We start from the raw sequence: 11,704 nt of genomic DNA on the forward strand, positions 1-11,704 counted from the left end.
CGATCCAGCCGGCTAATGACCGCTTTCCCCTTATAAGAACAAGACCATGACCAACCAGCAGTCCCCCATCCTAAGGCGGGTGAGCATCCTCGCCACCGAAGGTGTCTTCGCTTCCACCCTGATGCAGGCCAAGGATTTCTTCCATATGGCCAGCCTCCGCTACAGCAAGCTCCAGGGCCTCGGCCTCAAGCCCGCATTCGAGATCCACCTGGTCAGCCCGGACGGCCTGCCCGTGCGCAGCTTCAGCGACGTGATCATGCCGGTCGACGGTGCGCTGGACGAGGCCGACATCATCATCCTTCCAGCCTTCTGGGACGACTTCGACGCCCTCTGCGAGCGCCACCCCCAGGTCCTGCAATGGCTGCGCGAGCGCCATGCCGCCGGCAGCTCCATCTGCGGCGAGGCCACCGGCGTGTTCTGGATGGCCCAGGCCGGGCTGCTGGATGGCAAGGAGGCGACCACCTACTGGCGCTTCTTCCGCGAGTTCGGCGAGCGCTTCCCGAAGGTGCTGCTGAACCAGGAAAAGCACCTGTCGGATGCCGACAACCTCTACTGTGCAGGCGGCGTCACCTCCGCCTGCGACCTGTACATCTACCTGATCGAACGCTTCTGTGGCGCCAGCATCGCCCAGGCCGTCTCCCGCGACATCCTCTACGAAGTGCAGCGCAGCTACGCCCCCGGGCGCATCGGCTTCGGCGGGCAGAAGCTGCACCAGGACGTGACCATCCTGCAGATCCAGCACTGGCTCGAGGAGCACTTCGCCGACAAGTTCCGCTTCGAGGACGTCGCCCGCGACCACGGCATGAGCATCCGCAACTTCATGCGTCGCTTCCAGGCCGCCACCGGCGACAAACCCCTGCACTACCTGCAACGGTTACGCATCGAAACAGCCAAGGGCCTCCTTTCGGCGACCCGCAAGAGCATCAAGACCATCAGCTACGAAGTGGGTTACGACGACGCCAGCTTCTTCGCCCGACTGTTTCGCCAGCACACCAATCTCTCCCCCAACCAGTACCGCAGGCAGTTCCAGCACAAGGGCGACTGAGCAGGCGGCCATCCCAAGGATGGGTTGGCCGGTGGCGGCAGCGAATTATGATCCGGGCATGGTCCCCACAGGGGTGTCCGAACCTTTTCCGTCAGCGGTACGGCGGATGAAGAACAACAATAAAAGGTACTCAACCATGCGCCGTTACCTGCTTGCCCTGCTGGCTGCCGCCAGCTTCACAGCCGTTGCAGACGACTGGAAACCCTTCCCCTACGACCAGGCCGCCTACGACTACTCCGGCGACAAGCTGCGCCAGGCCTGGCCCCAGCTGACCCGCGGCTTCGGCCCTGACTACCCCTTCCCGGATGCCGACTGGGTGGTGACCATGGCCACCCAGAACCCCAAGGCGCTGGAAATGACCGTGACCGGCAACACCGGCTTCACCGGCAAGCCCGAGGAAGCCGAGGCCTATGCCGCCAGGCTGCAGGACGTGTGGCGCCTGATGTTCAAGGGTGACTTCGCCGAAGCCAAGAAGCAGGGCCTGGCGCTGGGCGTCGGCGGCCAGGTGCCGGCGATGTTCGCGCAGGTCATCTACGCGATGTTCCTCGCCCCCAGCCAGGAGGAGAAGCACCGCCTGCTGGAGGAAGTGATCAAGTACACCGACGAGGCTGGCGAACTGGTCCAGGCCGACACCGTGGCCCAGTTCGGCCGCGTCTACGCCAAGGCCCGCCTGGGTGAAGAGCTGTCGGTGCCGGTGGTGCTCAAGCGCGGCTACACCAGCCAGATCCCCGAGGAACTGGACGCCCTGCTGCAGAAGCAGCCGCGCCAACCCTTCGCCCTCGCGCTCTACGGCGGCTACGAAGCCGGCGTGATCCGCAAGGTCGGCAAACTGGTCGGGAAAATGACCTACGGGGTCAGCTCGGACAAGATGGAGCAGTACTTCACCCGCTCCTTCAGCGCCAAGGATGACCTGCCGATCGGCCACTACGAGTACGCCAATGCACTCCTCTACGTCTATGGCGACGACGAAGAGCAGAAGGTCATGGAGCACCTGAAGAAAGCAGTGGCGATCAAGCCGATCAACGCCATGGAGGCCCTGGAAGTGGCCCATGCACAGCAACTGCTGAAGCAGTATGAGAAGGAAGTGGCGCAGCGCTAGCGCTGCAAGCTGGAAGCTGGAAGCTGGAAGCTGGAAGCTGGAAGCTGGAAGCTGGAAGCTGGAAGCTGGAAGCTGGAAGCTGGAAGAGCATGCGGGCCGATGAACTCGGCCCGCATTGCTTTTTCTTCAGGCTTTAAGCTTCAGGCTTCCAGCTCTTCAAGGCTTATGCGGCCGAGAGAGGAACTCGTGGGACTGCATCTCCAGCAAGCGGCTGAGGGTGCGCTGGAACTCGAAAGTCAGGCGACCACCGGTGTACAGGTCCTTCAGCTCCACTTCGGCGGAGATGATGAGCTTGACGTTGCGGTCGTAGAACTCATCCACCAGGTTGATGAAGCGCCGCGCCATGTCGTCCTTGGCCACGCCCATCTGCTCGACGTTGGCCAGGATCACCGCGTGGAAGATCTTGCCCAGCTCGATGTAGTCGTTCTGGCTGCGCGGGCCATCGCAGAGTTCGCGGAACTCGAACCAGGCGACGTCCTCGCACACGCGGATCGCACGGATCTCGCGGTTCTCGATCATCAGCGCCTCGTTCTCCTGGGCCTGGGTGCAATCGGGCAGCAGGCTCCTGAAGCTTTTCTTCAGGCTGGCCTCGGCCTCGTCGCCCAGAGGCCAATGGAACAGCTCGGCCTGCTCCAGGGCACGCAGCCGGTAGTCCACGCCGCTGTCGACGTTGACGATGTCGGTGTGCTGCTTGAGCAAGGCGATGGCCGGCAGGAAGCGAGCGCGCTGCAGGCCATCCTTGTACAAGCCGTCCGGGACGATGTTGGACGTCGCCACCAGGCTCACACCGTTCTTGAACAGCTCATCCAGCAAGGTGGCGAGGATCATCGCGTCGGTGATGTCGGAGACGAAGAACTCGTCGAAGCAGATCACCCGGGCCTCATCGGCGAAGCGCTTGCCGATGATGGTCAGGGGGTTCTTCTCGCCCTTGAGAGTTCGCATCTCCTCGTGCACACGCTTCATGAAGCGGTGGAAGTGGGTACGCATCTTCTCCTTGAACGGCAAGGCATCGAAGAAGGTATCGACCAGATAGGTCTTGCCGCGACCTACGCCGCCCCAGAAATACAGGCCCTTGACCGGCCCCTGGCGCTTCTTGGCGAACAGACTGCCAAACAGACCGGGCTTGTTCTGGCTGTCGGCGATCAGGTCGTCGTACAGGCGCTGCAGATGGCGGACGGCAGTTTCCTGCGCGGCGTCGTGGAAGAAGTCCGGCCGCTTGAGATCGGCCTGGTAACGCTCGAGGGGGGTCATGATCGGTAGCAAGGCAACGAAAAACGGGGCCGTCACTTTAGCGACGGCCCCGTTTCTTGGCAATCGGCCAGCTACGCCGGCCGTAAGAAAGCGCCTTACTCCTGTGGGGCAAGGGCCTCACGCAAACGCTGCACGGCGGCGTCACGGGCATCGGAATCAGCGAACTCGCCACCCTGCCCCACAACCTCGCCATCGAGCCACAGGCCGTAGCTGGTGCCTTCGGCGCGGATATCCAGGGCGCTGCCGGCTTGCAGGCGCTTGGTCACCATGCCCGAGGACTTGCCATCGGCGAAGGTCCGGGACAGCAGCAACTGCTCGCCATCGGCAGCCAGCAGGCGGAAGCGGAAGCTGCCGTCGTCTTCGCGGAAGCTGACGAAACGCGCACTCTTGGCCGCTTTCTTCTTGCCGGCATCGGCACTCTGCACATTGCTGCGGAAGGAGCGCAAACCGACCGCCTCGCGCAGCTCGTTGAGGAAGGGCGTCGCAGTCTTGCGGGCCTTGGCGGCACCGGCGAGGAGGATGTCTTCCAGATCGGCCGGACGCTCGATAAGCGCGTGGTACCGCTCGCGGGCTTCACCCAGCTCATTGTCCAGCAGCTGGAACAGACGCTGCTTGGCTTCGCCCCACGCGAGGCCGTCGAGCAACTCGGCGCGGAAGGCCGCCAGCTGCGCCGGCGTGGAGAAGGCCTGGTAGAGGGTGTACAGGTGGGAGCTGTCCGGGTCCTTTGGCTCGCCGGGGGCGCGCGAGTCGGTGACGATGCGGGCGATGGCGTCCTTAAGCTGCTTGGCGCTGCCGAACAGCGGGATGGTGTTGTCGTAGCTCTTGGACATCTTGCGACCGTCCAGGCCCGGCAGGGTGGCCACTTCCTCCTCGATCACCGCCTCCGGCAGGGTGAAGAGCTCGCGGCCGGCGCCGAACAGGTGGTTGAAGCGCTGGCCGATGTCGCGGGCCATTTCCACATGCTGGATCTGGTCACGGCCGACCGGCACCTTGTGGGCGTTGAACATGAGGATGTCCGCCGCCATCAGCACCGGGTAGCTGTACAGGCCCATGGTGACGCCCGCATCCGGGTCCTCGCCGTTCTCCACGTTCTTGTCCACCGACGCCTTGTAGGCATGTGCGCGGTTGAGCAGGCCCTTGGCCGCGACGCAGGTGAGCAGCCAGGTGAGCTCGGGGATCTCGGGAATGTCCGACTGGCGGTAGAAGGTCGCCTTGTCGGTGTCCAGGCCACAGGCCAGCCAGGTGGCGGCGATCTCCAGGCGCGAGCGCTGGATACGCGCCGGGTCGTCGCACTTGATCAGCGCGTGGTAGTCGGCCAGGAAGTAGAAGGAGTCGACGTCGGCATCACGGCTGGCGACGATGGCGGGACGGATGGCACCGGCGTAATTGCCGAGGTGTGGAGTACCGGTGGTGGTGATGCCGGTGAGGATACGAGTGGTCATGGGGGATCGCTTGTCGGACGGCTGTCGGGGTCAGAGGCGCGGCAGGACCAGATCCTTCAGATCGGTCAGCTTGCCATGAAAGAAGTGCCCGCATTCTGCCACTTTCAGCAGCTCATGGGAGCGTTGTAGGGAGGCGGACCAGTCATACACCGCCTGCGGCTCGACGACCTCGTCGGTGTCCGGCTGGATCACCGTCAGTTCGCCACGGGCGGGCAGCGGCGTGTCGACGGTAAGGCGCTTCACCGCCGGCGCCACCATGAACAACCGGGGCACTTCGATGCCCTGCTGTTCCAGGCGACCGGCCAGGCTCGCCGCGACGAAGCCGCCGAAGGAAAAACCGAACAGCGTCAGCGCCAGCTCCGGACGCTGGGCGCGGAACCAGTGGGCGGCCGCTTCGGCGTCATCCACCTCGCCGGTGTTCATGTCATGGCTGCCGGCGCTGGCGCCGACGCCGCGGTAGTTGAAGCGCAGGGTGCTGTAGCCGGCATCGCGGGCAGTGCGCTGCAGGGTGGAGACGACCTTGTTGAGCATGGTCCCGCCCTGGATCGGGTTCGGGTGGCAGATCAGCGCCAGCCCCTTGGCATCGGGCAGGTCGAGATGAAGCGCTTCCAGCTGGCCACTTGGCCCCTGGAGCAGAATGGGATTTTCACGATTGGACAACGGGAACTCCGTGACCCCGGACCGGGTCGACTCGTCTTGGTTAAGCACCACAGGGCTTGCGTCGCGGTATACAGCGCGGATTCGAGCCGTTAACGTAATGCAAAGCTGCTTATAGAGGAAGGACTCGTGGAACAGTCGCTCACGGCCTGGTTGTTGCCAGCACTCGCTCTGCTCGCCGGTATCGGCATCGGTTTTCTGGTCGCCCGACTGCTGCCCGGCACCGCGCCGAACCGCACGCAGCGGCAACTGGATGACCTGCAGGCACGCTTCGATACCTATCAGAGTGAAGTGGTCACCCACTTCAACACCACCGCCAGCCTGGTGAAGAAACTCACCCAGAGCTACCAGGAAGTGCAGGAACACCTGTCCGATGGCGCCAGCCGCCTGGCCCTGGACGAACTGACGCGCCAGCGACTGCTCGCCGCCCTGCACACGGACGACGCCCCCGGCCCGCGCGAACGCCTGACCCCGCCGCGCAGCCACGAGGCGCCCAAGGACTACGCGCCCAAGTCGCCGGACGGCCCGGGCACGCTAGACGAGAACTTCGGCCTCAAGGGCAAGTACTGAGCCCCTGGATGCGCCGACGAAAGCCCCGCCCTGGCGGGGCTTTTTCATTTCAGTATTGATCCCGACTCCCCCGGAATGAAGTCCCGGCCACATCCGAGCCAGGCGGGAGTTGCGGGCCTGGGTGGCGCAAAGAAAAAGCCCCGCATCAGCGGGGCTTTTTCACTGCAGTGCGATCAGATCGCGCCGCGGCTGCGTAGCAGGTCGAGCACCGCCTTGACGCCCTCTTCAACCGACTGGCTCTGGGTGTCGATCACCAGGTCGGCATTCAACGGCACATCGTAGGGGAAAGACTCACCTGGGATGTTGTCCTGATCGGCCGCGTAGAGCCCTTGCGGGTCACGCTCACGGCAGACCTGCGGGGACGCCTGGACGTATACGGTGATCAGGCGGTCGCTGCCGATCAGCACCTTGGCCTGTTCACGCCCCTCGGCGTCCGGCGCTACGAAGGCGGCCAGGGTCAGCAGGCCGGCTTCGTTGAACTGGCGCGCCACATGGGCGGCACGGCGCCAGTTCTCGGTGCGCCCGGCGCGATCCTGCGGCAGGCCCTTGTTCAGGTCGTGACGGAGGTTCTGGCCATCGAGGACGTAGACCGCACGGCCCATGTCGAACAGCTTGCGCTCGACGGCATAGGCCAGGGTGCTCTTGCCGGCGCCGGAGAGGCCGCTGAACAGCACGGTGGCCGGTTTCTGGCCGAAGCGCGCGGCACGTTCCTCGGTGGAGACATGGGCCGACTCGCCATGGCTGCCCTGGCCACCCGAGGCAACCGGCGCAGCGATGATCATGCCGGCGCCGACGGTGCCGTTGGTGAGGCGATCGATGACGATGAAGGCACCGGTGGTGCGATTGCGCTCATAGCCGTCGAGGGCAATGGGCGCGTCCAGGCTGACCTTGACCCTGGCGATCTCGTTCAACTGCAGGTCGCTGGCGGCGCCCTCTTCCAGGGTGTTCACGTCCACCTTGTGGGCGATGCTGGCGATGGAACCCGGCACATAGCTGGTGGCGCGCTTGATGTCGTACTTCTTGCCCGGGAGCATCGGCTCCTCGGACATCCACACCAGCATGGCCTCGAAGCCATCGGTGACCTGCGGGCGGTTGTCGGCATGCACCAGCATGTCGCCACGGGATACGTCGATCTCGTCTTCCAGGGTCAGCGTGATGGCCTGGCCGGGGCCGGCCTGCTCCAGCTCGCCTTCGAAGGTGACGATGGACTTGATCTTGCTGCCCTTGCCCGAGGGCAGCACAACGACCTCGTCGCCCTTGTGTACGACGCCGCTGGCCAGGGTACCGGCGAAGCCGCGGAAGTTCAGGTTGGGGCGATTGACGTACTGCACCGGGAAGCGCATGTCGTCGAAGTTGCGATCACCGGAAACCTCGACGGTCTCGAGGATTTCCATCAGCGACTGGCCGGTGTACCAGGGCGACCGCTCGCTCTTGTTCACGACGTTGTCGCCCTTCAGCGCCGACATCGGCACGAAGTGGATGGAGGTCGGGTTGAGCTTGATGCGCTCGGCGAACTGCAGGTAGTCGGCCTTGATCGACTCGAACACGCCCTGATCGAAATCCTTCAGGTCCATCTTGTTGATGGCGACGACGATGTGCTTGATGCCCAGCAGCGACGCGATGTAGCTGTGACGGCGGGTCTGGGTCTGCACGCCGTAGCGGGCATCGACCAGGATGATCGCCAGGTCGCAGGTGGACGCGCCGGTGGCCATGTTGCGCGTGTACTGCTCATGGCCGGGGGTGTCGGCGATGATGAACTTGCGCTTGGCGGTGGAGAAGTAGCGGTAGGCGACATCGATGGTGATGCCCTGCTCGCGCTCGGCCTGCAGGCCATCCACCAGCAGCGCCAGGTCCACTTCGTCACCCGTGGTGCCGACCTTCTTGGAATCGCGGGTGATGGCCTCCAGATGGTCTTCGTAGATCATCTTGGAGTCGTGCAGCAGGCGCCCGATCAGGGTGCTCTTGCCGTCGTCGACGTTGCCGCAGGTGAGGAAGCGCAGGAGTTCCTTGCGCTCGTGCTGGGCCAGGTACGCGAGGATGTCCTGGCTGATCAGATCGGATTGGTGGCTCATTTCACTCAAGCTCCAAGCTGCAAGCCTCAAGCGGCAAGCTCGTCGGCGTACAGCTAGACAGAAATTTTGTTGATCAACCCCGTGAGCATTCTCGACAGCTCGCGGGTTTCGACTACCCAATCAGCGGCAAGCGACTCCGCTATATACCCGATTTCAGCGCCGATCATCAGCTGGGTTCGCAGCTCACCGCAGGATGCCTTGGCAATCCACAGATACCGGCATTTCTCCTTGGCGCTTCCACGTTCCATACCCTCGGCAATATTGCTGGGTACGGACAGCGCCGAACGGGTTACCTGATCCTTGAACCCTGCATCGCGGCATTCCGCGAACGCCCTGTAGATGCTTACCGTGAGCTGCTTGGATCTTCGCCAGACATCGAGTCGCTCGAAATCCATTCGAACTCCAGTCATTCCCTGCTTGAAGCTTGCCGCTTGCTGCTTGCAACTGTTTTCTAGAAATACCCCTGCCGCTTTTTCTCTTCCATCGAACCGGCACCGTCATGGTCGATGACGCGGCCCTGGCGTTCGGAAGTTCGGGTCAGGAGCATTTCCTGGATGATGTCGGTGAGGCTGGTGGCCTCCGACTCGACCGCGCCGGTCAGCGGGTAGCAGCCCAGGGTGCGGAAACGCACCATGCGTTTCTCGATGCGCGCCTTCTCTTCGTCAGAGAGGTGCTCGAGGATGCGGTCGTCGTCGATCATGATCAGCGTGCCGTTCTTCTCGATGACTTCGCGCTCGGCGGCGAAGTACAGCGGGACGATCGGGATCTGCTCCAGGTAGATGTATTGCCAGATGTCCAGCTCGGTCCAGTTGGAGAGCGGGAAGACGCGGATGGATTCGCCCTTCTTGACCTTGCCGTTGTAGACGTTCCACAGCTCGGGGCGCTGGTTCTTCGGGTCCCAGCGGTGCTTGCTGTCGCGGAAGGAGTACACGCGCTCCTTGGCGCGGGATTTCTCCTCGTCGCGGCGCGCGCCACCGAAGGCCGCATCGAAGCCGTACTTGTCCAGGGCCTGCTTGAGGCCCTCGGTCTTCATGATGTCGGTGTGCTTGGCACTGCCGTGGGTGAAGGGGTTGATGCCCTGAGCCTTGCCTTCGGGGTTTACGTGGGTGATCAGCTCGAGGCCCAGGTCGGCGACCATCTTGTCGCGGAACCGGTACATCTCCTGGAACTTCCACTGGGTATCGACGTGCATCACCGGGAACGGCAGCTTGCCCGGAAAGAAGGCCTTGCGCGCCAGGTGCAGCATGACGGCGGAGTCCTTGCCGATGGAGTACAGCATCACCGGGTTATCGAATTCGGCGGCCACCTCACGAATGATGTGGATACTTTCCGCCTCCAGCTGTTTCAGGTGCGTCAGTTTGTCGAGCATGGCTACTCACGGATTTCTTATCTGATACGACGGCCTGCGGGCCGTGGACGAGGGCGCACTCTAGCACAGCGCCTTCTTCTATTCAGGGCCCCACTTAGAACGAAACGATCTAGCTTTATACCTGCCGGAATGGGCGTTACGGGGCGGCTTTCTAGATGGGATTGGGGCAATCGATGAACAGGTGTTCGATGGCGAAACGCCGCGCCAGGTAGTCCCCCAGCGCCTGCACGCCATAGCGTTCGGTGGCGTGGTGGCCGGCGGCGATGAAGCTGATGCCGTTTTCACGCGCGCTGTGAAAGGTCTGCTCCGAAGCCTCGCCGGTCAGGTAGAGATCGACACCGGCGGCGATGGCCGTGTCGATGTAGCCCTGGCCGCCGCCGGTGCACCAGCCGATGCGGCGGATCATCTCCGGGCCTTCCACCAGCAACGGTTCGCGACCGAGCGCGTCTTGCACGCGGCGGGCGAAGTCGCGTGGGGTGAGCGGCTCGGCCAGGGAGCCGATCAGGCCGACGGTGCGCGGGTTGTCCGGCTCCAGCGGGCCTTCGACGATGATGTCCAGTTGGCGGGCGAGCTGCACGTTGTTGCCCACTTCCGGGTGCACGTCCAACGGCAGGTGGTAGGCCAGCAGGCTGATGTCATTGGCCAGAAGAGTCTTCAGGCGCCGCTGCTTGATACCGACCACGCAGGGGTTCTCGCCCTTCCAGAAATAGCCATGGTGCACCAGCACCACATCGGCCTCGGCTTCCACCGCCGCATCCAGCAGTGCCTGGCTCGCGGTCACCCCGCTGACGATGCGTCGAACCTGCGGCCGGCCCTCGACCTGGAGGCCGTTCGGGCAGTAGTCCGAGATCCGCGAGGCCCCGAGAAAACGCTCCGCTTCCTCCACCAGGGTGGTCAGTGCAATGGCCATCTGCCTCTCCTCACAAGCTGTTGCGAGCGGCTATTTTATTGGCTGCCGCCCCGTATAATGGCGCCACCTTAAGGGGCACCCTCGCCCCTCGCAACCCTCAGGATTCCCCTCGATGCTCAAGGCCCTGCGTTTCTTCGGCTGGCCCCTGCTTGTCGGCGTACTCGTAGCACTGCTGATCATCCAGCAATACCCCGAACTGGTGGGCCTGCCCCGCCAACAGGTGCACCTGCAGGAAGCGCCCAAGTACAGTTTCTCGCGCCAGGGGCCCGAGTCCTATGCGGAGGCGGTCAACAGCGCCTCCCCCGCCGTGGTCAACCTCTACACCACCAAGGTGGTGAGCAAGCCGGCCCATCCGCTGTTCGAGGACCCGCAGTTCCGCCGCTTCTTCGGTGACAACCTGCCCCGCCAGCGGCGCATGGAGTCCAGCCTGGGTTCGGCGGTGATCATGAGCCCCGAGGGCTACCTGCTGACCAACAACCACGTCACCGCCGGTGCCGACCAGATCGTGGTCGCCCTCAAGGACGGCCGCGAGACCCTCGCCCGCCTGGTGGGCAGCGACCCCGAGACCGACCTCGCGGTGCTCAAGATCGACCTCGACAACCTGCCCGCCATCACCCTCGGGCGCTCCGACAACATCCGCATCGGCGACGTCGCCCTGGCCATCGGCAACCCCTTCGGATTCGGCCAGACCGTGACCATGGGCATCATCAGCGCCACCGGCCGCAACCAGCTCGGCCTCAATACCTACGAGGACTTCATCCAGACCGACGCCGCCATCAACCCGGGCAACTCCGGCGGCGCGCTGGTGGATGCCAGCGGCAATCTGATCGGCATCAACACCGCGATCTTCTCCAAGTCCGGCGGCTCCCAGGGCATCGGCTTCGCCATCCCCGCCAAGCTCGCCCTCGACGTGATGAAGGCCATCATCGAGCACGGCCAGGTGATCCGAGGCTGGCTCGGCATCGAAGTGCAGCCCTTGACGCCCGAACTGGCCGAATCCTTCGGCCTCGAAGGCCGCCCGGGCATCGTCATCGCCGGCATCTACCGCGACACCCCTGCGCAGCGCGCCAACCTGCAGCCGGGCGACATCATCCTCAGCATCGACGGCGAGCCCGCCGGCGACGGTCGCCGCTCCATGAACCAGGTGGCGCGCACCAAGCCGGGCGAGAAGGTCAGTGTCGAGGTGATGCGCAACGGCAAGATCATCGAGCTTTCCGCCGAGGTAGGCCTGAGGCCCCCGCAGCAGACCGCCCCCGCGGAAAACGACTGACCCGAACGGCGCCTGATGG

Annotated in this window: 11 protein-coding genes; 4 read left to right on the forward strand and 7 right to left on the reverse strand. The window is 64.0% G+C overall.

The genetic code is table 11. From position 1 onward, the window contains the following. Positions 1–145 precede the first annotated feature (145 nt). Positions 146–1,045 (forward strand): GlxA family transcriptional regulator, encoded by a 900-nt coding sequence (locus tag ACYJSS_RS14315; RefSeq protein ID WP_178082980.1) that lies wholly within the window; start codon positions 146–148, stop codon positions 1,043–1,045. Between the two features lie 136 nt (positions 1,046–1,181). After that, positions 1,182–2,144 carry a hypothetical protein gene (locus tag ACYJSS_RS14320; protein ID WP_111262479.1) on the forward strand — a complete coding sequence of 321 codons (963 nt, stop codon included), beginning with the start codon at positions 1,182–1,184 and terminating at the stop codon, positions 2,142–2,144. 156 nt (positions 2,145–2,300) lie between these two features. On the opposite strand, the gene zapE is transcribed toward ACYJSS_RS14320, so the two are convergent. From zapE to ACYJSS_RS14335, 3 genes are all read right to left on the reverse strand, one after another. After that, entirely contained in the window at positions 2,301–3,395 is a 1,095-nt protein-coding gene (gene zapE, locus ACYJSS_RS14325) for a cell division protein ZapE (protein WP_111262480.1), read from the reverse strand. Positions 3,396–3,490: 95 nt separating this feature from the next. Further along, a complete protein-coding gene (locus ACYJSS_RS14330; RefSeq protein WP_111262481.1) occupies positions 3,491–4,837 on the reverse strand; it encodes a tryptophan--tRNA ligase in 1,347 nt (448 codons plus the stop codon). Positions 4,838–4,867: 30 nt separating this feature from the next. Then, positions 4,868–5,497 (reverse strand): alpha/beta hydrolase, encoded by a 630-nt coding sequence (locus tag ACYJSS_RS14335; RefSeq protein ID WP_111262482.1) that lies wholly within the window; start codon positions 5,495–5,497, stop codon positions 4,868–4,870. A gap of 126 nt (positions 5,498–5,623) precedes the next feature. On the opposite strand from ACYJSS_RS14335, the gene ACYJSS_RS14340 reads away from it, so the two are divergent. Beyond that, entirely contained in the window at positions 5,624–6,064 is a 441-nt protein-coding gene (locus tag ACYJSS_RS14340) for a Z-ring associated ZapG family protein (protein ID WP_111262483.1), read from the forward strand. Positions 6,065–6,237: 173 nt separating this feature from the next. Here the strand turns inward: ACYJSS_RS14340 and cysN are convergent, their stop codons facing one another. From cysN to ACYJSS_RS14360, 4 genes are all read right to left on the reverse strand, one after another. After that, positions 6,238–8,136 (reverse strand): sulfate adenylyltransferase subunit CysN, encoded by a 1,899-nt coding sequence (gene cysN / locus ACYJSS_RS14345; protein ID WP_111262484.1) that lies wholly within the window; start codon positions 8,134–8,136, stop codon positions 6,238–6,240. 53 nt (positions 8,137–8,189) lie between these two features. Next, positions 8,190–8,531 (reverse strand): four helix bundle protein, encoded by a 342-nt coding sequence (locus tag ACYJSS_RS14350; RefSeq protein ID WP_111262485.1) that lies wholly within the window; start codon positions 8,529–8,531, stop codon positions 8,190–8,192. Positions 8,532–8,587: 56 nt separating this feature from the next. Further along, positions 8,588–9,505, reverse strand: a complete 918-nt coding sequence (gene cysD / locus ACYJSS_RS14355) for a sulfate adenylyltransferase subunit CysD (protein WP_021217853.1) — start codon at positions 9,503–9,505, stop codon at positions 8,588–8,590. A 151-nt stretch (positions 9,506–9,656) separates the two neighbouring features. Next, a complete protein-coding gene (locus ACYJSS_RS14360) occupies positions 9,657–10,415 on the reverse strand; it encodes a Nif3-like dinuclear metal center hexameric protein (RefSeq protein WP_111262486.1) in 759 nt (252 codons plus the stop codon). 112 nt (positions 10,416–10,527) lie between these two features. Here ACYJSS_RS14360 and algW point away from each other — a divergent pair, with 112 nt between their 5' ends. After that, the gene (algW, locus tag ACYJSS_RS14365) at positions 10,528–11,685 is read left to right on the forward strand and encodes a Do family serine endopeptidase AlgW (protein WP_111262487.1); all 1,158 of its coding nucleotides are present in this window, start codon (positions 10,528–10,530) and stop codon (positions 11,683–11,685) included. Positions 11,686–11,704: the final 19 nt, after the last annotated feature.

The sequence above is a fragment of the Pseudomonas sp. No.21 genome (assembly GCF_054558415.1).

What these genes read in the sequence shown, in the direction of transcription:
- ACYJSS_RS14315 (WP_178082980.1), top strand. Translation starts at nt 146, where the DNA reads ATGGCCAGCCTCCGCTACAGCAAGCTCCAGGGCCTCGGCCTCAAGCCC.
- ACYJSS_RS14330 (WP_111262481.1), bottom strand. Translation starts at nt 4,837, where the DNA reads ATGACCACTCGTATCCTCACCGGCATCACCACCACCGGTACTCCACAC.
- cysN (WP_111262484.1), bottom strand. Translation starts at nt 8,136, where the DNA reads ATGAGCCACCAATCCGATCTGATCAGCCAGGACATCCTCGCGTACCTG.
- ACYJSS_RS14350 (WP_111262485.1), bottom strand. Translation starts at nt 8,531, where the DNA reads ATGGATTTCGAGCGACTCGATGTCTGGCGAAGATCCAAGCAGCTCACG.
- ACYJSS_RS14360 (WP_111262486.1), bottom strand. Translation starts at nt 10,415, where the DNA reads ATGGCCATTGCACTGACCACCCTGGTGGAGGAAGCGGAGCGTTTTCTC.
- algW (WP_111262487.1), top strand. Translation starts at nt 10,528, where the DNA reads ATGCTCAAGGCCCTGCGTTTCTTCGGCTGGCCCCTGCTTGTCGGCGTA.
- zapE (WP_111262480.1), bottom strand. Translation starts at nt 3,395, where the DNA reads ATGACCCCCCTCGAGCGTTACCAGGCCGATCTCAAGCGGCCGGACTTC.
- cysD (WP_021217853.1), bottom strand. Translation starts at nt 9,505, where the DNA reads ATGCTCGACAAACTGACGCACCTGAAACAGCTGGAGGCGGAAAGTATC.
- ACYJSS_RS14320 (WP_111262479.1), top strand. Translation starts at nt 1,182, where the DNA reads ATGCGCCGTTACCTGCTTGCCCTGCTGGCTGCCGCCAGCTTCACAGCC.